This window comes from Halohasta salina, from assembly GCF_024178165.1.
Classification (GTDB): domain Archaea; phylum Halobacteriota; class Halobacteria; order Halobacteriales; family Haloferacaceae; genus Halohasta; species Halohasta salina.
Genome location: NZ_JAMZIE010000007.1, coordinates 87,533 through 108,243 on the forward strand (window position 1 = coordinate 87,533; position 20,711 = coordinate 108,243).

General features: G+C 66.5%; 21 protein-coding genes and 1 pseudogene. 13 read left to right on the forward strand and 9 right to left on the reverse strand.

Annotated elements, in window-relative coordinates; translation table 11 throughout:
• The first annotated feature begins 118 nt into the window (after positions 1-118).
• The 3 genes from NKJ34_RS13425 to NKJ34_RS13435 are packed head-to-tail and all read left to right on the forward strand — an operon-like array spanning position 119 to position 3,172.
• The gene (locus tag NKJ34_RS13425) at positions 119-1,153 is read left to right on the forward strand and encodes a TAXI family TRAP transporter solute-binding subunit (protein WP_253738828.1); all 1,035 of its coding nucleotides are present in this window, start codon (positions 119-121) and stop codon (positions 1,151-1,153) included.
• Positions 1,153-2,598 carry a hypothetical protein gene (locus NKJ34_RS13430; RefSeq protein ID WP_253738829.1) on the forward strand — a complete coding sequence of 482 codons (1,446 nt, stop codon included), beginning with the start codon at positions 1,153-1,155 and terminating at the stop codon, positions 2,596-2,598. Before NKJ34_RS13425 ends, NKJ34_RS13430 begins: the two co-directional genes overlap by 1 nt.
• Before the next feature lie 10 nt (positions 2,599-2,608).
• Positions 2,609-3,172: a metal-dependent hydrolase gene (locus NKJ34_RS13435; protein WP_253738830.1), complete on the forward strand. Its 564-nt coding sequence runs from the start codon at positions 2,609-2,611 to the stop codon at positions 3,170-3,172.
• A gap of 62 nt (positions 3,173-3,234) precedes the next feature.
• On the opposite strand, the gene NKJ34_RS13440 is transcribed toward NKJ34_RS13435, so the two are convergent.
• The 5 genes from NKJ34_RS13440 to cheB all read right to left on the reverse strand — a co-directional run bounded on the left by NKJ34_RS13440 (position 3,235) and on the right by cheB (position 9,406).
• Positions 3,235-4,104, reverse strand: coding sequence for a CheF family chemotaxis protein (locus tag NKJ34_RS13440; protein ID WP_253738831.1), 870 nt, complete (start codon positions 4,102-4,104; stop codon positions 3,235-3,237).
• A 62-nt stretch (positions 4,105-4,166) separates the two neighbouring features.
• Positions 4,167-5,381 carry a HEAT repeat domain-containing protein gene (locus NKJ34_RS13445; protein WP_253738832.1) on the reverse strand — a complete coding sequence of 405 codons (1,215 nt, stop codon included), beginning with the start codon at positions 5,379-5,381 and terminating at the stop codon, positions 4,167-4,169.
• Positions 5,382-5,384: 3 nt separating this feature from the next.
• Positions 5,385-6,206, reverse strand: coding sequence for a CheR family methyltransferase (locus NKJ34_RS13450; RefSeq protein ID WP_303647408.1), 822 nt, complete (start codon positions 6,204-6,206; stop codon positions 5,385-5,387).
• Positions 6,203-8,329 carry a chemotaxis protein CheA gene (locus tag NKJ34_RS13455; protein WP_253738833.1) on the reverse strand — a complete coding sequence of 709 codons (2,127 nt, stop codon included), beginning with the start codon at positions 8,327-8,329 and terminating at the stop codon, positions 6,203-6,205. The genes NKJ34_RS13450 and NKJ34_RS13455 overlap by 4 nt, the downstream gene beginning before the upstream one ends.
• Positions 8,330-9,406 (reverse strand): chemotaxis-specific protein-glutamate methyltransferase CheB, encoded by a 1,077-nt coding sequence (gene cheB, locus NKJ34_RS13460; RefSeq protein WP_253738834.1) that lies wholly within the window; start codon positions 9,404-9,406, stop codon positions 8,330-8,332. It abuts the gene before it with no gap.
• 184 nt (positions 9,407-9,590) lie between these two features.
• Here cheB and NKJ34_RS13465 point away from each other — a divergent pair, with 184 nt between their 5' ends.
• From NKJ34_RS13465 to NKJ34_RS13490, 6 genes are all read left to right on the forward strand, one after another.
• The gene (locus NKJ34_RS13465; protein ID WP_253738835.1) at positions 9,591-10,055 is read left to right on the forward strand and encodes a chemotaxis protein CheW; all 465 of its coding nucleotides are present in this window, start codon (positions 9,591-9,593) and stop codon (positions 10,053-10,055) included.
• An 87-nt stretch (positions 10,056-10,142) separates the two neighbouring features.
• Positions 10,143-10,835 (forward strand): RAD55 family ATPase, encoded by a 693-nt coding sequence (locus NKJ34_RS13470; RefSeq protein ID WP_253738836.1) that lies wholly within the window; start codon positions 10,143-10,145, stop codon positions 10,833-10,835.
• Positions 10,836-11,249 carry a DUF8057 family protein gene (locus tag NKJ34_RS13475; RefSeq protein WP_253738837.1) on the forward strand — a complete coding sequence of 138 codons (414 nt, stop codon included), beginning with the start codon at positions 10,836-10,838 and terminating at the stop codon, positions 11,247-11,249.
• A gap of 95 nt (positions 11,250-11,344) precedes the next feature.
• Entirely contained in the window at positions 11,345-11,968 is a 624-nt protein-coding gene (locus tag NKJ34_RS13480; RefSeq protein WP_253738838.1) for a DUF7504 family protein, read from the forward strand.
• A 70-nt stretch (positions 11,969-12,038) separates the two neighbouring features.
• Positions 12,039-12,362, forward strand: coding sequence for a DUF5783 family protein (locus tag NKJ34_RS13485; RefSeq protein WP_253738839.1), 324 nt, complete (start codon positions 12,039-12,041; stop codon positions 12,360-12,362).
• A 49-nt stretch (positions 12,363-12,411) separates the two neighbouring features.
• Entirely contained in the window at positions 12,412-12,777 is a 366-nt protein-coding gene (locus NKJ34_RS13490) for a NifU family protein (protein WP_253738840.1), read from the forward strand.
• A gap of 130 nt (positions 12,778-12,907) precedes the next feature.
• Here the strand turns inward: NKJ34_RS13490 and NKJ34_RS13495 are convergent, their stop codons facing one another.
• Complete coding sequence (locus NKJ34_RS13495) at positions 12,908-13,591, reverse strand: DUF2270 domain-containing protein (RefSeq protein WP_253738841.1); 684 nt, start codon at positions 13,589-13,591, stop codon at positions 12,908-12,910.
• 174 nt (positions 13,592-13,765) lie between these two features.
• Here NKJ34_RS13495 and NKJ34_RS13500 point away from each other — a divergent pair, with 174 nt between their 5' ends.
• Positions 13,766-15,199, forward strand: a complete 1,434-nt coding sequence (locus NKJ34_RS13500) for a carotenoid oxygenase family protein (protein WP_253738842.1) — start codon at positions 13,766-13,768, stop codon at positions 15,197-15,199.
• Here NKJ34_RS13500 and NKJ34_RS13505 read toward each other — a convergent pair.
• Positions 15,196-15,516: a cupin domain-containing protein gene (locus tag NKJ34_RS13505; RefSeq protein WP_253738843.1), complete on the reverse strand. Its 321-nt coding sequence runs from the start codon at positions 15,514-15,516 to the stop codon at positions 15,196-15,198. The genes NKJ34_RS13500 and NKJ34_RS13505 overlap by 4 nt on opposite strands.
• A gap of 117 nt (positions 15,517-15,633) precedes the next feature.
• On the opposite strand from NKJ34_RS13505, the gene NKJ34_RS13510 reads away from it, so the two are divergent.
• Complete coding sequence (locus NKJ34_RS13510; protein WP_253738844.1) at positions 15,634-16,647, forward strand: NADP-dependent oxidoreductase; 1,014 nt, start codon at positions 15,634-15,636, stop codon at positions 16,645-16,647.
• Between the two features lie 112 nt (positions 16,648-16,759).
• Positions 16,760-17,215, forward strand: coding sequence for a ferritin-like domain-containing protein (locus NKJ34_RS13515; RefSeq protein WP_253738845.1), 456 nt, complete (start codon positions 16,760-16,762; stop codon positions 17,213-17,215).
• Between the two features lie 60 nt (positions 17,216-17,275).
• On the opposite strand, the gene NKJ34_RS13520 is transcribed toward NKJ34_RS13515, so the two are convergent.
• Positions 17,276-19,705, reverse strand: a complete 2,430-nt coding sequence (locus NKJ34_RS13520) for a DUF5059 domain-containing protein (RefSeq protein WP_253738846.1) — start codon at positions 19,703-19,705, stop codon at positions 17,276-17,278.
• A 309-nt stretch (positions 19,706-20,014) separates the two neighbouring features.
• Between NKJ34_RS13520 and dpsA the strand changes: the two genes are divergently transcribed.
• Entirely contained in the window at positions 20,015-20,560 is a 546-nt protein-coding gene (dpsA, locus tag NKJ34_RS13525; protein WP_253738847.1) for a DNA starvation/stationary phase protection protein DpsA, read from the forward strand.
• 54 nt (positions 20,561-20,614) lie between these two features.
• Here dpsA and NKJ34_RS13530 read toward each other — a convergent pair.
• Positions 20,615-20,711, reverse strand: a pseudogene (locus NKJ34_RS13530) (IS1595 family transposase); the annotation flags it as partial.

The following is a 20,711-nucleotide window of genomic DNA, read 5'->3' on the forward strand; positions in this document are numbered from 1 at the left end:
CACTGTCGGCCCACACTGGCAGTTTCGGAAACCTATGGTCGGCTTACCGCAACCAGCCGGCATGTAACTCGGAGTATGGTGTCTATACCCTTGTACGACGCGGTGAACCGAGGGTGTAATGACAGCTGTCGACACGACCTCGCGGCGGGCGATGATCGCCGGGCTGTCGGCGGTCGCCGGGCTGTCGGTCGGGGGGTGTCTGGGCGACGCCGGACAGCGGCTGACGCTCGGCGTCGGGCCGGTCGACAGCCGGAGCCACCGGGCCGGTCGGGCGCTGGCGGTCGCCGCCGACCGCCACAGCGAGACGCTGCGGCTGACCACGACCGAGATCGACGGCCGGACCGAACGGCTCTACGCGCTCGACCGAGGGACCGTCGACGCCGCCGGCCTCGACAACACGACCCTCTACCGTGCCGCCGAGGGCGTCGGGGCCTTTGCGGCCGAACCGGTCGAGTCTCTCCCCCACCAAGGGTTCGGCTACGGCTGGCGCGACCACTACTGGCTGGCCACGAGCGATATCGAGTCGACGGCCGCCCTCGTCAACGTAGACGACGCCGGCGCGGGCGACGCGGGCGTGAGCAATGCGAGCGTGAATGAGACGAGCGCAGGCGACGCCAGCGCGGTGTATCCGGGCCAGCCGGGGCGCCCCGGCCGACTGGTAACCGAACAACTCCTCCGGGCGGCGGGGCGCTGGGAGACCCTTCCGGTCGACAACCGCCCGCGCGAGGTGGTGGCCGCGGCGGTCGACCGCGGGGAGATCGGGGCGGTAGCCGTGGTCGAAACCGACGGGCGGCTGGCCGATTGGTGTCGACGGCTCGACGAGACCGCCGGCGACCGACTCGCGGCCGTCCCGATCGGTGAGGCGTTCGCCGGGGTGATCGACGCCGCGTCAAACGCGATGGCAACCGCCGTCGCACCGACCGGCTGGAGCGGGGCGTCCCTCCCCGAGCAGGTCGACGGCTGGCGGGTAGCGAGCCAGTGGCTGTTTGATCCGGCCGTCGACGGGGCGGCCGTCGCCGAACTCCGCGCGCTGGCCCGCGAACATGCCGACCTCGTCGACGCGCCGGCCGCCGCCGAGGCCGCCGTAGCCGGGGCGGTCATGCCGTCGCTGCCGGTCCACGAGGGTGTGGCCGACGCCGTGGAGGGTGCGTGATGGCGTCGACCGAACCGGAGCCGAGCGGGGTCGGGCGATGGCTGCGATGGACCGGCCGGCAGGTCTGCCGGGTGGCGGCGCTGCTCGTATGGGCCGGGATCTGTGGCTACGCGTGGCTCCGGGGGGCGCTGCCGGCCCCCTACACGGTGGCGGCAGTCGGCGGCGTGGTCGGGGTGGCGCTGGCCGCAGGGCAGGTCTTCGACCGCCGGTGGCTCCCGGCGGCCCGCTCGGGAGTCGACCGGTGGCTGCTGGTCGGCTGTCTCGTCGGTGTCGCCGCCGGGACCGTCGGCGTCGGGCGGGCGGTAGTGGCCGGAGACGGTCGACCCGACGCGGTTTGGGGTGTCGTGCTGGTGGCTGCACTGATCGGCCTCGCGTGGCGACTGGTCGACGGCCGGCTGGCCGGGGTCGCGGCGCTCGCATTCGCGGCGGCCGCGGCAGCCGATCCGGGCCCCGCACTCGTCACGGCGGTCGTGGCCGGTCCGGTGGGGGTCTACGGCACGCCGACGCGGGCGATCACGTGGCTGGGACCAGTCTGTCTCCTGGCCGGCGTCTGGCGAGCCGCCGGCCTCGGCCGCCAACTCCGGGCGCTGTGGCCGGTCGACGACGGAGCGTCCGAACTCCCTGCGGAGAGCCGGCGACTGCTCGGTGTGACGGCGCTCGTCGGCGTGCTGATCGCGTGGCGGACCGCGACCGGGCGGTCGGCGGCCGGCCTCGTCTGGGGGGCGGCGCTGCTGCCGGCGGCGCTGCTGCCGGCGGCGATGGGTCTCCGCGAGCGACTGGTTGTGGTCCGCGGTCGACCGGCCGTATCGAGCGACACCGACGGTGAGAGCGAGGTCGACGGCGGGTGGCGATTAGTCATCGCGGCCGGGCCGGTGGCACTGATGCGATGGCTGGTGGCCGGCCCCCGGCCCCCGGTCGGGACGGTGTTGGTCGCCGGCTGTCTGCTCGCCGTCGGGCTGTGTCTCCTCGCGGGGGTGGCCCGGACACTCGCGGGCGAGCGCAAGGATTCGGTAGGCAGTCGACCGGGCCGCCCGCCGATCGGCGGCCGGACTGTCGTCGACGGGGCGGTCGAGGGCGTGGGACTGCTGGCCCGGGTGGTGGTGGCGCTGGCGGTCGTCGGCGCGGCCGTGGCGGCCGCAGAAAGCGTCGGGCTGTCGACGCGACTGCTGTCGGGGGTGTTGTGGCTCGGCGGCGGGTCGGTGGGTGGGCTGGTCGCCCTCGGCGGGCTGTGTGTCGTTGCCGGGGCGGCGATGCCGACCCTCGCCGGCTACGCGGCCGCCGCGCTGGTCGCCGTCCCGCTGGTCCGGACACTGGCCGCCGTCGACCCGGTTGCGGCCCACCTCGGCGTCTGGTATGCGGTCGCCGTAGGCACACTGATCGCAGTGCTGTGGCGGCGGTCGGACCGCGGCGGGCTGGCCGGTGGGGTTATCCGCGCCCGCGCGTAGGAAACATCTAATGTGGCCGCTCGGACACGCCGCCGTCGCCTATCTCGGCTACGCCGGCCTACGACACGCCCGCGGCACCGCCGCCCCGGAGTTCGGGGTCGTCGTCGCCCTGCTGGTCGGCAGCCAGCTACCGGATCTGGTCGACAAACCGCTGTCGTGGGGGCTGGGGGTGCTCCCGACGGGCCGAAGCTTCGCGCATTCGCTGGTCGTGTTGCTGCCGCTGGTGGCGGCCGGCGTCCTGCTGGCCGTCCGGTGGAACCGCACCGAGTACGGCGTTGCGGCCGGCGTCGGGGCGGTGCTCCACATCTTCGCCGACAGCCTGCCGTCGCTGTGGACCGACGAGGGGGTGGCGTTCCTGCTGTGGCCGCTGCTGGTGGTCGAGCCCTACGAGAGCGGTCCGCCCACGGTCGGCGGCTTGCTGGTCGACTCCCTCGGGAACCCCTACCTGCTCGTGGAGTTCGGGCTTGCGGCCCTCGCAGTCGGGGTCTGGCGACGCGACGGCTATCCGGGAGTGGCGGCGGTTCGCCACCGCCTGAGAGCGCTTCGCCGGCGGCTCACGGCGACAGGTCAGTGACGTAGACGGGAACAAGAGGCGACTCGAAAACGGGGGTGTCGGGGGACGGCGAGTGCCGAGAACTATTGGTCGTTCATCGCCTCGCTGGCGATGTTGCGGCCCCGGGAGTTGAGGGTGACCTCCCGGCGGACCCGGACCTCCTCGACGATGTCGAGGTCGACGAGTCGCTCGAAGATCTCCTCGACTTCGTCTACGTCCTTGCCGATGAACGCGGGGATCTCGAACGGCGAAACCCCCGAGTACAGCGCCATCAACACCTCCTTGTCGGCCTCCGAGAGGTCGACGTTGGTCTGGCTGCGGCGTTCGCCCTCCGAGAGGAACGCCTGGAGGAACATCGAGATGCGCTTGGGGCCGGTGAGGTGGGTCTGGACGCTGGTGTCATTGTCGCCTTCGACGTGGGAGACTTGGATGACGACCTTCTTCTCGCCGTCGACCGTCCGCTGGTCGGTCTCGACCTCGCTGATGTCGTTGAGATCCATCCGGACGAACGCGCCGCTTTTGAGCGCTGCCGCGATCGCCTCCTTTTCGACCTTCAGGCGGGCTTTCTCCCAACTCGTGTCCTGAACGACACCGCCGGCGACGGCGGGGTGTTTGGCCTGAATCACCTTCTGGTCGAGGACGGCCTTGTACACCGAGTGCTGGAACTCCTCGTGGTCCGACGCCGAGATCAACATCACGTCGTTGTCGATCTTGAGGCTCAGGTAGCTCGAGACGGCGGCGATGTTCTGGTTCGGGTCGTGTCGACCGCCGAGCCCCTCGATATCCGACAGGGGGATGGTACGTTTGCCATCACCGGTCGCGATGATGATCCGGCGGTTCGACAGTAGGATCCGGCCCTGTGTCCACGAGACGTCGTTGATGGTCCGACCATCCTTGACGGCGCGTGCGAACCGACCTTTCGTATCAAGTATCTTGTACTCGCCTTCACTCATGATTGGTCAGCCCCCCTGAGAGTTAATCGTGACAATCCATTGGGGTGGGGGTGTCTTAGTATTCACTGTCGACCCCGGAACTTCGAGACCGCCGCGAAGGCACGCTTGCGGACCTGTTTGCTGTCGTCTTCGGTCAGCTTCTGTATCATGTCGGCCGACCGCTCGCCGCCGATCTGGCCGAGGACGTAGACGGCTTTCGCGCGGGCTTCCTCGTCGTTCGACTCGTCGTCGACGAACTCCAGCAGTTCGTCTTCGACCCCCTCGCCGCCGATCTCGGCGAGGCTGGTGGCGGCGAACTGGGCGGTGGAGTTGTCGCTGCTTTCGAGGGCGTCGACCAGCACCTCGACCGTTCGGTCGTCGGGTTCGTCGACGACCCGGCCGAGGAACCACGCGGCGTTGCGCTGTTGGCGGGTCTGGGTGCTCTCCCCGAGGATCTCGACCAGCGGCTCGACGGTCGCCCGATCGGAGTTCTCCAGTTCGGAGACGACGGTATCGCGGATCTGGTGGCTCTGCTGGGTCGGCGCGTTCGACAGCAACTCGATGATCGAGAAGACGGCGGCGCTCCGGACGGCCGAACTGGGGTCGGTCAGCGCGTCGGCCAACGGCTGGACTGCTTGGACCGCACCGGCCTCGCCGAGCGAGGAGGCGGCGATCCGCCGGATCGAGGTGTTGTCGTCGTCGAGCATCTCCAGCAGCGCCGCCAACGCCTGATCAGTGCCGATCGAGGCCAAGGCGACTGCGGCCTCCCGGCGGACCTCGCCGTGAGGATCCGAAAGCCGGTTGATGAGTGCGGGCACCGCCTGCGGGTGGTCGAGTTGGGCCAGCGCCGCCGCACACCGGACCCGGACGTGGGGGTTGTCGTCTTCCAGTCGGTCGACCAGCTTCGGGAGCGCCGAGGCATCGCCGAGCTGGCCGAGCGCGCTGGCGGCGGCCATCCGAAGCTCTGGGACCTCCGAGGACAGCGCCTTGGCGAACTTCTGAGCGGTCGCCCAGTCGGCCCCCGAGTCGATCTTCGAGCCGGTGATCTTGATCAGCAGCTGCTCGACCGCCCCCGAGCCGATGGCGTCGAGCCCCTCGACGGCGGCCGACCGCACCTCCTCGTTGTCGTCGGTGACTGCGACCGAAACGAGGGTCTCGACGGACTCCGAGTCGGAGTCGCCAGCGAGATCGCCCAGCAGTTTGGCTGCCCGGGCCCGGACGGCCGGACTGTCACTTTCGAGGAGAAGATCACGCAATCCCTCGGCGTCGCCATCGCGCGCGAGGTGATACAGGGACATGGGTTAGCGATCCTCCGGCGTGTACTTGTAGATCCGGCACCGCTTGCTGACCGCCTCGAAGTCGTCCCGAAGCTCTTGGGGGACCGTCTCGGTCATCCCGACGACGAGGTAGCCGCCCGGCTTCAGCGAGGAAGTCAGCGTGTCGAACACCGGGATCTTGTACTCGCTGTCGATGTAGATCAACAGGTTCCGACAGAAGATCAGGTCGTAGTTCCGTTTGGGGCCGTCCTGCACCAGATCGTGGCGCTCGAAGTCGACCTGCCGGCGGACCTCAGGTTTGACCGTGAACTCGTTGCCCTCGACGTCGACGTACTGCTCGGGATCGTCCAGCAGGCTCAGTTCCTCGCCGATGTCGGTCGTGCGAGTGGTCTCGTACGTGCCCGCGCGGGCGTTCTCCAGTGCCTCGTCGCTGATGTCGGTGCCCAGCACCGAGAGCCGCGACTCGTCGATCTGTCGGTCGTCAAGCGCCAGCATGTACAGGGAGTAGGGCTCCCGACCGTCCGCACAGGGGGCGCTCCAGGCTTTCACCGAGCGGTGCTCCGAGGTCAGTTCCCGGAGCACCGGCCGGAGCGCCTCCCACATCTTCCCGTTGCGGAAGAAGTTGGTGACGTTGATTGTCAGCGAGTCCATCAGCGACTCCTTCTCGCTGGGATCGTCCTTCAGAATCGAGAGATAGGCGTCGTACTCCTCGACGTCCTGCCGGCGCATCCGGGCGGTGATCCGGCGGTTGAGGTACGCCTCGTTGTAGTATTCGGGCTCGAAGTCGACCTCGTCTTGGATGTGTCGGACGACCCGCATGAACCCCTCGGTGTCGGTGTTGCTCATAGCGTCACCACGTCGAGCACTGCGACGACGTCACCGTCGCCGAGGACGGCGGTCCCGCTGAGGCCGGGGATCCCGCTGAGGACCCCTTCGAGCGGTTTGACGACCACCTCCTCCTGATCGATCACCTGATCGCAGTGGAGTGCGACCTTGCGCTTTTCGTCCCTGATTCGCAGCAACATCCCGTTGCCGTTGACCGCGGTGGGCTCGTCGAGGGCCTCGCCGAGTCGGAGCACCGGGTAGATGTCGTCGTCGTGTTCGATGATCTCCTTGTTGTTGGTCTCCTCGATCTCGGTGGCGCGGGTGACCTCGGCGATGTTCTTGACCGGAATGCCGTACTCCGTGCCGCCGACCTCGACGAACATCACCTTGACGATGGCGACGGTCACCGGCAGTCGGAGCCGGACGACCGTCCCCTCGCCGAGTTCGCTGTCGACGCTGACGGTGCCGTCGAGCTGTTTGACGGTGTTGCGGACGACGTCCATCCCGACACCGCGGCCGGAGACGTCGGTGACCTCCTCGGCGGTCGAGAAGCCGGGATGGAAGATCAGCTCGTAGATCTCGGAGTCGTCCATCAGCTCCAGTTCGTCCTCGGTTTTGACCCCCTCGTTGATGGCCTTCTCCTTGAGCATCTCCTTGTCGAGGCCCTGGCCGTCGTCGGCGACCTCGATGGTGACGTGGTCCCGCTCGCGGGTCGCCGTCAACGACACCGAGCCGGTCGGTGATTTGCCCTTCTCCTCGCGTTCCTCCGGCGGCTCGATCCCGTGGTCGACCGAGTTCCGCAGGATGTGGATCAGGGGATCGCGGATCTCGGTGAGGATGGTGCGGTCGAGTTCGATATCCGACCCCGAGACGTTGAAGTTGACCTTCTTGCCCGTTTCACGGGCGACATCCCGGACCAGACGCGGGAAGGTGTCGACGATCTTCGACAGCGGGATCAGCCGCATGTCCATCGCCGTGTTCTGGAGGTTGGCGGTGATCTTGTCGAGTTCGTCGAGGTTGTCCGAGTCCATCCCCGCCGACTCCATCTCCCGGCGGAGTTTGATCCGGCTCGTCACCAGCTGTTCGACGAGGTTGTACAGCTCGTCGAGTTGGTCGACGTCGACGCGGACGGAGGCGATGTTGGTGCCGTCCTTCTTCGAGCGGCTCGGCCCCGACCGGCCACCCGAGGAGTCGCTCCCCGAGTCGCCGCCGTCGTCGGTCGAGTCGCTGTCGTCGCTCGAATCGCCGTCGTCGGCGGTCGACTCGTCGTCACCGGTCGCGTGAGTGATATCGAGGTCGGCGGCCTCGCTGGCGGTCATCGGATCGTCGACGATCGCCGTCACGGGTTCGACCGAGACGGACTCGACCTTGCTCAGCGACGAGAGGCCGCTCTCGATGGCCTCGTCGGAGGAGTCGATCAGATAGAGGTCGAACGTCTCCTCGAACTCGCCGTTCTCGATGGTTTCGCGGTCGGGGTCGGTCGTGAACGTCTCGTAGGCGTCGTCCAGTGCTTGGAGAACGAAGATGGCGTCGACGCCCTGCATCGCCGAGTCGCCGAGGCCGACGGTCGCCCGGAAGACGGCGTGGCCGGTGTCGAGTTCGTGGTCGGCCAGCTCATCGGGAAGGTCGATGTCGGGAGCGTCGCCGTCATCGGAGCCCCCGTCGTCGTCGGATGGCTCGTCGGCATCCTCGGTCGATTCGTCGGCGTCGTCGTCGCTGCTGCCGCCGCTGTCACTGCTACCACTGTCGGCCTGACCGGGGGCCTCGCCGGTCTCGATCAGTTCCCGGAGGTCGGCCTCGACCCCCGAGGCGTCGAGGTCGGTGTCGCCCTGTTCGGCGATATCGTCGACCATCGCGCTGAGGTAGTCGACGGCGTCGAACAGCAGGTCCATCAGCTCGGGGGTGATATCGATCTCGCCGGCGCGGATCTCGTCGAGGAGATCCTCCATCTCGTGGGCGAGATCGCTGACCGAGTCGTACCCCATCGCCGCCCCGTTGCCCTTGAGGGTGTGGGCCGTCCGGAAGATCTGGTCCATTGCCTCGTCGTCCTCGGGGTCGGCCTCCAGATCCAGTAGGGCGTTGTTGAGGTCGGTGATTCCCTCCTCGCTTTCGGCCACGAAGGCCTTACGGTGTTCGTCACTCATCTACACCAACTCCCGTATCGTTGCTGCGACGTCGTCGAGCGGACAGACGGTGTCGATACATCCGGCTTCGACTGCTCGTTTCGGCATTCCATAGATAACACAGCTGTCTTCGTCTTGGGCGATCGTCGGCCCACCGGCGTCCTGAATCGCACAGATGCCGTCGGCACCGTCGGCACCCATACCGGTGAGGATCACCCCAGTCAGTGGATCCGTGATCGTTTCGGCTGCCGATTCCATCGTGACGTTGACCGCGGGCATCACCGAGTGACCCAGATCGTCGTCGATGAGGCCCACCCGGATGCGACCGCTGCGGTAGCCCGTGATCTCCATGTGTTTGCCACCTTTCGCGACCAGCGCCTCGCCGGCCCCAATCCGGGCGCCGTCGGTCGCCTCCTGGACGTCGTAGGCCCGAGTGGCCTCGTCGAGCCGGGTGGCGAACCGCGAGGTGAAGGCCTCCGGCATATGCTGGACGATCAACACCCGGCAGTCGCCGCCGGGTAGCTCGCTCAGCACCGTCTCGACAGCGTTCGGCCCACCGGTCGACGACCCGATGACGACCGTCCGGGTGTCGTCGAAGGCCTCGCCGCTCGGCGTCGACGCCGCGGATGGGGTCGCGGTGGTCGCGGCCGCCGCGCCGGCGGCGGTCGCCGACCGCTCGGCTCGGTTGGCCTGTTCGAGATCGGCGTCGGCGACCGTCCGGATCGTCTCGATCAGCTGATCGCCCAGCCGGGAGACCTCCATCGACACCTCGCCGCCGGGTTTGGCGAAGAAGTCGACCGCCCCCTTCTCTAAGGCCTCGAAGGTCACCTCGGCGTCGTCGTCGGTGTAGGCGCTCAACATGAGCACGGGCGTCGGGTTCTCCGCCATGATCCGCTCGACGGCCTCGATGCCGTTCATCCGCGGCATCTCGAGGTCCATCGTCACCACGTCGGGCTGCTCGTCGGCGATCACCTCGAGGGCCTCTTGGCCGTCTTTTGCCTCGCCGACGACCGGAATCCCGCCGTCGTCGAGGAGGTCCGTGATCAACCCACGCATGAACCGCGAGTCGTCCACGACGACCGTCCGTGGGTTACGCATCACCACCACCACTGAAGTCGGCAACGCGAACCCCACGCGGGCTCGGCGACGCACACGCTGGGTGCGTTGGTTTGGTCCACATTACGACCGACTACTAAAACGCCGAGAATAAAGCCACCGACCCGAAAATCATGGCTGATAATTTATCGGACAGAGTTAACTATCGACACCAAGCAGTATCGGTATGGCGCAGAGCGAGACGTCCACAGAGGACGAGGAAGGCGGCTCGGGCGGCGGGCCGACACAGGTCCTCGAGTTCGGACTCGGCGACGAAACGTACTGTCTGGACATCGATGTGATCGACGAGATCGTCGACGCCGGCCAGCTGACGCGGATCCCCAACTCGCCGCCACAGGTCGAGGGCGTGATGGATCTCCGCGGCCGCACCACCTCGATCATCAATCCCAAGACGGTGTTCGATATCGAGGAGGACGGCGAACGCAACCGGATCATCGTCTTCGATCCCGACGCGATCGGCGATCAGGGCACCATCGGCTGGATCGTCGACGAAGTGTATCAAGTCTCTAACATTACCCCGGACGACGTAGACGAGACGACGACCGCCAACGACGAAAACGTCCACGGGATCGTCAAGGGCGACGACAAGTTCGTCGTCTGGGTCGACCCCGACATCGTCGGCGACCAGTAGCCCGACTCGCCGCGGCTTTCAAACCGGTTCTCAATCGTGAGAACTGGGTACGAACCCTTATTTAGCGATACGACACCACTGTTCTCCATGCGCGTCTCAAGCGGCGTCGATGGCTTCGACCGGCTCGTCGACGGCGGCTTTCCCACCGGGCGGCTCTACGTACTCAGTGGCCCACCGGGGAGCGGGAAGACGACGTTCTCCGCACAGTTCATGGCCGACGGCGCGGCCGCCGGCGAGACCAGCCTCTACGTCAGTATGCACGAGACGCGTGATGGTATCGTATCCGACATGTCGGGCTACGAGTTCGGCTTCGAGGAGGCAATCGACTCCGAGTCGATCACGTTCCTCGATGCGCTGTCCTCGGAGGGGCGTCGCTTCTTCGGGGGGCCGGGCGAGAAGATGGACCGGACCAACGTCACCAACCGGCTGGCCGGCTTCATCAACTCCCGGGATATCGACCGAGTGGTCATCGACTCGACGATGCTGTTGCGCTACCTGTTCGACGAGAGCGACACGACGCTGATGCGGTTTCTGACCGCGGTCAAGCGTACCTCGGCGACGACCCTGTTGATCTCGGAGATGACCGACCCCTCGGCGTACGCCGACGAGCACTTCCTGGCCCACGGCGTCGTCTTCTTCCACAACTATCTGGAGGACGACGGCATGCGTCGGGGCATTCAGGTGATCAAGATGCGTGGTACCGACGTCGACACCGACATCCACACCCTCGCGTTCGGAGAGGGTGGACTGGAAGTAACCACCGGACCGCCGGGGGGATAGATGTACGAATCGACGTTCTCGACCGACTGGAGCGAACTCGACCGCGACGAGGCCGTCGAGCGCGCCTACGCGCTGGGTGTGGCCTCGGCGTTCGGCGACCCCCACCGCGAGGAGTACGAAGCCATCAAAGCCGCCGCCGGCTCGAGTTACGACCGCAGCCTCATCGAGCTCGCCCACGATCAGGGGCGGAGCCAAGCCCTCCAGCTCGAGGCTGCCTCGACCGACACGGCCCCCGAAGAGGTCTGGGGCCGGCTCGTCGAGTCGGCACCGGTCGACCTGCCCGAACCCGAGGGCGGGCTGCCCGACGTGCTGGGCCCGACCGCGCTCCTCGATCGGATCGACCACCTCGAAGGACCGCCGTCGACCCTGCGAAAGCCATCGTTTTTATCCAGAGACGACCGAGACAATGTGTAGAGCCACCCTCCACCACTGCCGACCGCTGCCGCCACGAGCGGTAGTACCGTTGACAACCCGTGACCCAATCGATTCGACGTGACCACACAGAACCCATGTCCGTAGAGGAACTCCCGCTGGCACCGACGCTCACCGACGCCGAGAGCGTCGTCATCGCCGGTCCCCCGATGAGCGGGAAGTACGACCTCATGCACCGCCTCCTCGGCGAAGCCGGCCACCGGTCGATCATCCTCTCGACCGGCCACGACGCCGAACGGGTTCGCACCGACTACACCGACACCACCGGTGCGGACCCCGACACCGTCGCCGTCGTCGACTGCGTCTCCCGCGAGCAGGGCGGCGAAGCCGACGACACCGAGCGCATCAAGTACGCCTCCTCGCCGAAGAATCTCACCGAACTCGGCGTGAAGTTCACCGAACTCGCCGAGAACTGGGAGACCCACCCCGAGACGACCGTCGGCGTCCACTCGCTGTCCCAACTGCTGATGTACTGGGATGCCGATCGGATCTACCAGTTCGTTCGCGTCCTGCTGGGCCGGACCCGCAATCAGGACTGGCTGACCGTCGCGGTCATCAACTCCACGATGCACGACGAGCGCACCCTCCATACCCTGTTGGATCCCTTCGATACGGTCGTCGACACCCGAACGACCGACGAGGGCTGGGAGATGCGCGCTCGCGACTGGAGTTCCTCGCCGACGGCGTGGCAGCAGTTCTGAGGCCGAGCGCCGACTCGTCTACCGGGGGCCGGATCGCCCAGTTTTTTACCGTGCTGACCGATGGGCCGACATGGCCGACTTCGACCCCGAGCAGTTCGAGGACAAGTACGCGAACTACTTCCCGCAGCTCCAGCGGGCCTACAAGAACGCGTTCAACACGATGAACGACGCCTACGACTCGACGCTGATCCACGCCATCGACCAGCAGGTGCTCAACGAGAGCGAGCCATTCTATGCACCGGAGCGGGAGGGATTCGACATCGAGCTTCCGGACAACCCATACGAGCGACTGGAGGGGGTCGTCGTCGACCGCGAGCGCTTCGAGGCGATCCTCGAGGAGTACACCGACGAGATCGAGACCGAACTCCGGCAGCTGTTCCGGCTGACGGAGTAAAAGCGGGCTGAACCAAAGGCCTAAGCCCGTCGCTTCCCAACAAAAAGTTATGAGTACGGATTCAGCAGCGTCGGACAGCGACCTCAAAGACCGCGTGGTGAACTTCCTGCGCCGCAACTTCCCCCAGATCCAGATGCACGGCGGCAACGCCGCCATCGAGTACCTCGACGAGGAGAGCGGCGAGGTCCACATCCAGCTCGGCGGTGCCTGTTCGGGCTGCGGTATCTCCCCGATGACGATCCAGGCGATCAAAACCCGGATGGTCAAGGAGATCCCCGAGATCGAACAGGTTCAGGCCAACACCGGCCAGACCGGCGCGCCGGAGATGGGCGAAACCGAAGGGATGAGTCCCTCCTTCCCCGGCGAGTCCAGCGACGACGACGGCAGCAACGAAGGCCCACAGGCCCCGTTCTGAACGCGTCGGTATTGCTTGCTGCGCCAGTAGTGCGTCTTTGAATCGGTCGTGAGAACCATCGCCGTCGACGGCACGATAGGCCGTCGACACGCGGTCACCCCGCCCCGTGTGTGGCTCCGGATCCAGCCGGTCAGCGTCGGGCATCCAACTCGGCCAGCTGGTCGCCCTCGGACTCCGTTTTCAAATCCGGGAGCAACGCGGCCGCGACGATCCCGAGATACGACAGCCCAACGACCGCGAGGACGACGGCTCCCGGAACGGCCTCGACGGCGGCGTTGTCGACCGGCGAGCCGGTAGCGCCGTACACCAGGAGGTGAAACACCCAGATGACGAGCAAGCCGACCAACACTGGCAGATACACCCGCCGGAGTCGGTGAGAGACCGCGTCCCGAAACGGCATCTTCTGGGTCGGGTTTCGGTAGTCCCGGCTCAACTGTTCGCGCCAGTCGGTCTGTTCGGTGCCGCCGCTCGGATCGAGCGCGTCGGCAAAGACGTTCTCCTGCATCGACCGCACCCGCGAGCGCCAGATATCGTACTGCTGGTAGCGGTTGGCCTCGATGAGGAGGAAGGTCAGCCCGACCAGCATGGCGATGAGGATCGTCGTGTGTCCGGCCCCCTGCCCGGCGAAGGCGTAGGCCAGTATCGCGCCCATAATCGTCATCGCGAAGTTGGTCGTGCTATCGAGCCGTTGCCGCCACGACACCGCGCGGTCGACCTCGGCGCGGTAGAGGTGGGGGATGATCGGCTCGAGGCCGAACTCGCTGCCGGCGTGATCGTTGCCGTAGGGTGTCGATTCTCGTTCTGTGCTAGCCATAAGCTAGCCTTCGTCGAGCACGCAAAAGTCGTCTGTGTCCGCCGACCCTGAGTGACTCGACACCCGATAGATCGCGACGAGAGCGGGACGTCGTTCGGGGCGACCGGACACGGAGCGGTGAGGTTCGCAGAGAGCCACGCAGGATTGATGCCCGCGCCGCCCGAACGGTAGGCTGTGACAGACTCGGTTGGCCCCGGCTTCCGCTCGCTGTCGACGGAGTACGACGACCACCAGCCGCAGATCGAGGGCTCGATCCCCGACTGGCTCGCTGGAACCCTGATCCGCAACGGGCCCGCGCTGTTCGAGGCCGGGTCGACGCGCGTCAACCACTGGTTCGACGGGCTGGCGATGCTCCGCCGCTACGCCTTCGACGACGGCGAAGTTCGCTACTCGAATCGGTTTCTCCGGAGCGAGGCGTACGCCGATGCGCAGGCGGGGCAACTCACGGGCCAGTTCGGCACCGACACCCGCGGCTGGCGGCGCATCGTCGACACCCTCACCTCGCTGGGGCTCCCGGACCCCACGGACAACGCGAACGTCCACGTCGCTCGCCTCGACGGCGCGTTCGTCGCGCTCACCGAGGCCCCGCGCCGGATCGCTTTCGATCCCGACACGCTTGCCACCCGCGAGGAGTTCACGTTTACCGACGACATCCCCGAACACATCACCGCAGCCCATCTCGTCGACGATCCCCACCGCGAGGAGTGGGTCGGCTTTACCACCGAGTTCGGCCTGCGGCCGCAGTACCACATCTACCGGCTGCCGACGGGGAGTCGACGCCGCCGGCGGATCGCCTCACTGGATGCCCGCGGCCCGGCCTACATCCACGACTGTAGCGTGACCGCCGACCACGTGCTGTTGGTCGAGTCGCCGCTGGTGTTGTCGGTGTTGCGGGCGCTCAACCCGCTCTCGCAGGGGGCGGTCGACATGCTCGACTGGCAGCCCGACCGCGGAACCCGAATCCTGGTCGTCGACCGGGAGACGGGCGATCTCGTCGCCGAGCCGACGCTCCCGGCGACGTTCTGTTTCCACCACGTCAACGCCTACGTCGACGACAGCGGCGCTGTCGACGGGGGAGGTGACGGCGAGATCGTCTTCGACCTCATCGAGTTCCCGAACAGCGAGATCGTCGGCGCGATGTCGATGGGCGAACTCGACGGTGATGGGTTCCCCGAGGTGCCCGACGGGCGACTGATGCGGTACCGGATCGATCCGGCGAGCGGGAGCGTCGACCGCTCGCGGCGCTACGACGGCGGCATGGAGTTGCCGCGGGTACCGCGGGCGTCGACTGGTCGACGCCACCGGTACGCCTACGGGCAGGCGACCCATCGGAAGGGGCAAAACGGCCTCGTAAAAGTCGACTGCGAAGCCGGGACGGCTCAAGAGTGGTGGGAGCCGTCAGTGTACGTCGAAGAGCCGATCCCGGTCCAGCGGCCCGGTGGCGAGGCAGAAGACGACGGGGTGGTGTTGGCGACGGCGCTGGACGTCGACCGCGAGCAGACCGCGCTGGTGGTGTTCGATGCCGAAACGCTGACCGTCGAGGCGCGGGCGTGGCTTCCCCATCCGGAGCCGTTCGGCTTCCACGGGCGATTCTTTACCGATAGTTAAGACGCGCCGGCGAGGACGAACAGGCTCTCCTCGTCGCCGTTGTGGATCTGTCGCGTGCTCTCGGGGTCGACCCGCAGGGCGTCGCCCGCGGTTAGCGGGACTTTCTCGTCGTCGACGGTGACGACGGCCGCCCCCTCGACGAGGACGTACACCTCCTCTTGGCCTTCGTCGGCGTGGTCGTGCGGCTTGCCTTCCCACCCCGGCTCACAGGAGAGCAGCGAGACGCCGAGCTGCTCACTCTCCAGCGGCTCGCGCAGCATGTGGAGTCCGTCGGCGACCGGTTCGACCTCGTCGGTGTCGACTTTGGTGTAGGACATCGGTTCTCAGTTCGGCGGCGAGCGAAAAGTACGCTGTGGCCAGCCGCCGTCGACGTGTCTCACGGCTGTCGGTTGCTCTGTCCCAAGCGTCTTGGGTCGGACGCACGTAGCCGACCTGTGCACGACACAACCCGCGAGTGGCATCTCGCCGAGCGGCCGCAGGGCGAACCGGACACCGACTGTTTCGAACTGCGAGAAACGGACGTTCCGGAGCCGAACCCCGGCGAGCTTCTCGTTCGCGTCACCTACCTCTCGGTCGACCCCTACATGCGGGGCCGCATGTCGGCCGGCGAATCCTACGCCGAACCGTGGGCCGTTGGCGATGTCCTCAAGGGCGGCGTCGTCGGCGAGGTCATCGACAGCGCCAGCGAGGCCTACAGCGAGGGCGATCTGGTCACCGGCGAGGGACGCTGGGGTGAGTACAGCCTGCTGGATGCCGACGAGGTCGCCCCGGTCGACCCCTCGGTCGCCGACCAGCCAGCCTATCTCGGCACCTTGGGAATGCCGGGCCGGACGGCCTACTTCGGCCTCTTGGAGGTCGGCGAGCCGAAACCCGGCGACACCGTGGTCGTCTCCGGCGCTGCAGGCGCGGTCGGCTCGGTCGTCGGCCAGATCGCCAAACTGAACGGCTGTCACGTGGTCGGCTTCGCCGGCTCCGACGAGAAGGTCGACTGGCTCACCGACGACCTCGGCTTCGACGCCGCGATCAACTACAAGTCGACCGACGACTACAGCGCAGCGCTGGCAGAGGCCGCACCCGAGGGCGTCGACGTCTACTTCGACAACGTCGGCGGGCCCATTACGGATGCCGTCTTCCCGCAGTTGAACCTCGATGCCCGCGTCGCGGTCTGCGGGCAGATCGCCCACTACAACGACGAGACGATGCCGACTGGACCACGAAAACTCCCCCAGATCATCGCGCCGCGAGCGAAAGTTCAGGGACTACTGGTCGGCGACTTCGTCACGCGGTTCCGCGAGGCCAGCCAGCAGCTCGGGCAGTGGGTCGCCGCCGGCGAGTTGCAGCATCGGGAGACGATCGTCGACGGGCTGGAGAACGCCCCCGACGCCTTCCTCGGGCTGTTTGCGGGCGACAACATCGGCAAACAGGTCGTCCGGGTCGACGAGTCGTAACTCACAGGGGCTCGTTGCGGACCGCTGATCCGAACCGTCCCCGAACCGAGCCCAACTGTCCGTACACCAACTGGCCACTACCCATTTTCGCGCCGCCGTGGCACAGTAGCGTATGACATCGACAGAGGTAGTCGAGATCCTCCAGCGAGCCTATCAGGACGAGTTCGAGACCGTGATGAACTACCAGACCAACGCCATCGTCCTCGACGGCGTCCACGCCGAGGAGGTCAAAGCGAGCCTTCAGGCGGACATCCAAGAGGAACTCGATCACGCCCAGCAGCTCGGCCGGCGACTGAAACAGTTGGAGTCACGACCACCGGGCTCGGCGGCGTTCGACGCCCGGCAGGACTCCCTGCAGCCGCCCGAGGACACCACGGACGTCTACTCGGTGATCAGGGGCGTCCTCGACGCCGAAACCACTGCCATCGAGACCTACCGGTCGCTCATCGAGGCCGCCGGCGAGGCCAACGATCCGGTGACTGAAGGCATCGCGGTCGAGATTCTGACCGACGAGGAGGCCCACCGCACCGAGTTCCGCGGCTTCGAGAAAGAGTACAAGGACGACTGACGATTCGGGGACGGATCGGCGATCCGTCAGGCCGACCGGGCGGAGCCGCAGTTCGTAGCCCTACTCAACGATGACCGTACCGACCATGCCGGCCATCTCGTGGGGGACACAGTAGTAGTTGTGCTCGCCGGTCGTCTCGAAGGTGTGAACGTACGACTGGCCGGATTGGACTGCGCCCTGACCGTTTTCCCACCCCTCGACGGCGGCGTCCTCGCTCTCGAAGCCGCCCGATGCCCAGTAGGCGGCCCCGTCCGGAATCTCTCCGTCGTACGCGACGACGTTGTGGGCCTCGCCGCCAGCGTGGTTCCACGCGACGGTGTCACCCTGACTGACGGTGAGTTCCTTCGGCTCAAAGGCGACTGCCTGCATGTCGACCACGTGGTCGGCGTCCTCGGGGACGCCCTCAACGACGTTCGGACCGCCTTCGAGGCTGGTCTCCTCGCTCTCCTCGCCTCCGCTGCCGCTGGCATCGACTGGGGACTCGGCGACAGCGCCGGCGACCGCGAACTGTGCGTTGAGCGTCGCGGCGGCGAACGCCTCGGCGGCCGCGTCGACGCCCGACCCGCTTTCGAGCGCCGCGATGTAGTCGTCGAGTGCGGCCTCGAACCCTTCGTAGGCGTCGTGATCGGCCTCTTCGAGGGCCTCGTGGACGCGAGCCTCTTCGAAGCTCGCGAAGGTATCCTGCATGATCGACGTGGCCGCCGATCCGAACGAGCCGCCAGCCGACGCGACGACAGTGTAGATGGCGTCGACGGCCTCGCCATTGAACGTCCGGGCGGCCTCGCTGACCGAGGCATCGCCCTCCGCGGCCGAACCGGCTTCGCCCAGTGCGGCCTCGAAGGATTCGTAGCGGTCGTGGTCGGCTTCTTCGAGGGCCTCGTGGAAGCCGCCGGCTCCGGCCTCGAACTGCTCGAAGGCCGACTGGACCACCGCGTTCGCGCGGCTGGACTCGCCGAGGGAACCGAGGACGCCCGCATCGAACACGCGGGCAGCCATATAGCCGGCTTCGACGGCACTCACCTGTGCGGTCGACCCGGCCGCGGTCTCGAACTCCAGCAGCGTCTCGCGGATGCCCGTGACGTGTTCGTCGACGGCCGCGTCCTCGCCGTTCTCGAAGGCCGAAATCAGGCCGTTGAGGTGTTCTTCCTCGAAGGTGTGGTAGAGATCCTCGTCGGTATCCTCCAGCGTTTCGTGGAAGTCGGCCTCGTTGGCCTCGAACAGCTGGAACAGCCCGCGAGCGGTCTCGGCAGCGACCGCCGACTCGCCGAGCTGGTAGCGCTCGTAGGCGTCTTCGATTCTCGCCTTGAAGTAGCCCGCTTGGAGGAGCGACGCCTCGTTGCCGGAGCCGAGTGCCTCGATCCCGGTGACGAGGCCGCTGTTGATCACGTCGACCGCGGCCGAGACGGCCTCGGCGTCGTCGTTCTCGATGGCCGACAAGAGGGCGCTCAGGCCCTCGTCCTCGAAGGTGTGGTAGGCGTCCTCGCTGGCTTCTTCAAGGGCTTCGTGGGCGCGAGCGCCCTCGAAGTGAGCGAAAGTTTTTTCGACGACTGATATCGCGGCGTCGGGCTGGCCGGTCTCGTAGAGCCACGCGGCGTCGTGGGCCCGGGCCCGGTAGACGGTGAGTGCGGCCGCGTGGGCGAACTCGGTCGACGGGCCGCCGAGGCCGGCGAGGGCGGCGGCGTCCCAGCCGCGGGCCTGATAGGTGGCGAGGTGGCCGACACCGGCAACCGTCTCGGAGGGGGCGACCGCGTAGCCGCCGTCGACGGCAGCAGTCAGGCCGTCGGCGACAGCCGTCGAGACCCCTTCGAGGTCCTCCTCGTCGGCCGCCGTGTCGACCGCGTCGATGGCACTCTCGAAGGATTCGTACAGTTCGCTGTCGGTGCTCTCGATGGTCTCGTACACTGCGGCGTTCTCGAACCGTTCGTAGGTGTTGTCGGCGACGGTGCCGGCGGCCTCGAAGGCACCGGCGGCCGCGAGCATGTACGCATCGGCGAGTGCCGCACCGAGCAACTGGAGATCGAGCGTCTGGGCGACAGCGTCGCCAGCGTGGGCCTGTTGGGCCTCGTAGAGCTGTGTGCTGGCGATACCGGCCTCCTCGTTTGCACGCTCGATGTTGCCTTCCTGGAGTCCCTCCGACCGAAGCTCGCCGAGTGCGCCCTCGAAGCCCTCGTAGTTCGATTCGCTGGTCTCCTCGAGCAGCTCGTGGGCGTTGTACTCGCCAGAGGCGCTCTCGAAGCGCTCGAAGACGTGCTGTGCGACCGCGCTGCCGGCTTCGGCCTGCCCAGCCTCGCCGAGTGCAGCGGCATCCCAGAGTCGAGCCCGGATCGCGTTCCACTCCGAGGCGACTGCGAGGGCGGTCGGTTCCGTCCCACCGTCGCTGCTTCCGTCGCCACTGGTCTCGGTTCCGCTACCGCCTGTACACCCTGCGAGTCCGAGAGCGGCGAGCACAGCGCCACTCCCCTTCAGCATCGTGCGTCGTTTCTGACCCATATTTTTAGGCTAGCCTAAATCATCTAAACAGTTTCGATATTTTGGTAGGCCTAAACCGGCAGATACAGTCGACACATTTGGCTGGGATAACGCTTTTCGAATACATCCGCCGAGTATCCCTGTCGGCTACAGACTGGCCGCAGCCTCTGGGTTCTGTGACGACAACGGTACAGATTATCACGCTACCACACCGTGGCAGCCGAGAGTCTGGGACCTACGAGCGACGACGGTCTCATGGTTTAGGTCATACGAAAAATTATATAAATATTGATAAGTTATAAGATAGAGTAGACTGAAGCAATGGATGTAATGAACACTCAGAAGCGGATCAATCAGGAAGCAGGCACTGTCGAAGCAAACGCGCTCAGACTCGACCAGAAGAAGGCCGAACAGATCGTCGACGCGCTGAACACGGACCTTGCGGACGCCTACGTGCTGTACCACCAGCTCCACAAACACCACTGGAACGTCGAGGGTGCGGAGTTCCGCGACATCCACGTCTTCCTGCAGAAGGTCTACGAGGACGTCGAGGCCGCCGCCGACGAGATCGCCGAACGCCTGCAGGCGCTGGGTGGCGTCCCACACGCGAGCATGACCACACTCGCCGAGAACGCGACTGTCGAGGCCGAAGACGAGGACGTCTACGACATCCGAACCTCGCTGTCGAACGATCTGGAGATGATGGGCGACATGATCGAGCACACCCGCCAGCATATCGAACTCGCCGAGAACCTCGGCGACTACGCGACCGGGCACATGCTCCGCGAACAGCTCGAAACACTGGAAGAACACACCCATCACATCGAACACTACCTCGAAGACGACACGCTCGTCGTCGACTCGGCAACGAACTGAAAACGGCAGCGCAGTCTGTCGTCTTACGCTCTTGTGGCGGAGATTGTTGGTGAGTCATAGTGCAGCTTCGAGGATGCTTTTTAGAGCTTCTTCACCTGGTTTTCTGAAGACCTCACGTCGGAGCTGAAACGCTCTGAGGTACGGTGTGAGT

What these genes read in the sequence shown, in the direction of transcription:
- NKJ34_RS13465 (WP_253738835.1), top strand. Translation starts at nt 9,591, where the DNA reads ATGGCGCAGAGCGAGACGTCCACAGAGGACGAGGAAGGCGGCTCGGGC.
- NKJ34_RS13480 (WP_253738838.1), top strand. Translation starts at nt 11,345, where the DNA reads ATGTCCGTAGAGGAACTCCCGCTGGCACCGACGCTCACCGACGCCGAG.
- NKJ34_RS13440 (WP_253738831.1), bottom strand. Translation starts at nt 4,104, where the DNA reads ATGAGTGAAGGCGAGTACAAGATACTTGATACGAAAGGTCGGTTCGCA.
- NKJ34_RS13455 (WP_253738833.1), bottom strand. Translation starts at nt 8,329, where the DNA reads ATGAGTGACGAACACCGTAAGGCCTTCGTGGCCGAAAGCGAGGAGGGA.
- NKJ34_RS13475 (WP_253738837.1), top strand. Translation starts at nt 10,836, where the DNA reads ATGTACGAATCGACGTTCTCGACCGACTGGAGCGAACTCGACCGCGAC.
- NKJ34_RS13515 (WP_253738845.1), top strand. Translation starts at nt 16,760, where the DNA reads ATGACATCGACAGAGGTAGTCGAGATCCTCCAGCGAGCCTATCAGGAC.
- NKJ34_RS13470 (WP_253738836.1), top strand. Translation starts at nt 10,143, where the DNA reads ATGCGCGTCTCAAGCGGCGTCGATGGCTTCGACCGGCTCGTCGACGGC.
- NKJ34_RS13430 (WP_253738829.1), top strand. Translation starts at nt 1,153, where the DNA reads ATGGCGTCGACCGAACCGGAGCCGAGCGGGGTCGGGCGATGGCTGCGA.
- NKJ34_RS13490 (WP_253738840.1), top strand. Translation starts at nt 12,412, where the DNA reads ATGAGTACGGATTCAGCAGCGTCGGACAGCGACCTCAAAGACCGCGTG.
- NKJ34_RS13505 (WP_253738843.1), bottom strand. Translation starts at nt 15,516, where the DNA reads ATGTCCTACACCAAAGTCGACACCGACGAGGTCGAACCGGTCGCCGAC.
- NKJ34_RS13425 (WP_253738828.1), top strand. Translation starts at nt 119, where the DNA reads ATGACAGCTGTCGACACGACCTCGCGGCGGGCGATGATCGCCGGGCTG.
- NKJ34_RS13495 (WP_253738841.1), bottom strand. Translation starts at nt 13,591, where the DNA reads ATGGCTAGCACAGAACGAGAATCGACACCCTACGGCAACGATCACGCC.
- cheB (WP_253738834.1), bottom strand. Translation starts at nt 9,406, where the DNA reads ATGCGTAACCCACGGACGGTCGTCGTGGACGACTCGCGGTTCATGCGT.
- NKJ34_RS13485 (WP_253738839.1), top strand. Translation starts at nt 12,039, where the DNA reads ATGGCCGACTTCGACCCCGAGCAGTTCGAGGACAAGTACGCGAACTAC.
- NKJ34_RS13435 (WP_253738830.1), top strand. Translation starts at nt 2,609, where the DNA reads ATGTGGCCGCTCGGACACGCCGCCGTCGCCTATCTCGGCTACGCCGGC.
- NKJ34_RS13450 (WP_303647408.1), bottom strand. Translation starts at nt 6,206, where the DNA reads ATGAGCAACACCGACACCGAGGGGTTCATGCGGGTCGTCCGACACATC.
- NKJ34_RS13445 (WP_253738832.1), bottom strand. Translation starts at nt 5,381, where the DNA reads ATGTCCCTGTATCACCTCGCGCGCGATGGCGACGCCGAGGGATTGCGT.
- NKJ34_RS13520 (WP_253738846.1), bottom strand. Translation starts at nt 19,705, where the DNA reads ATGGGTCAGAAACGACGCACGATGCTGAAGGGGAGTGGCGCTGTGCTC.
- dpsA (WP_253738847.1), top strand. Translation starts at nt 20,015, where the DNA reads ATGAACACTCAGAAGCGGATCAATCAGGAAGCAGGCACTGTCGAAGCA.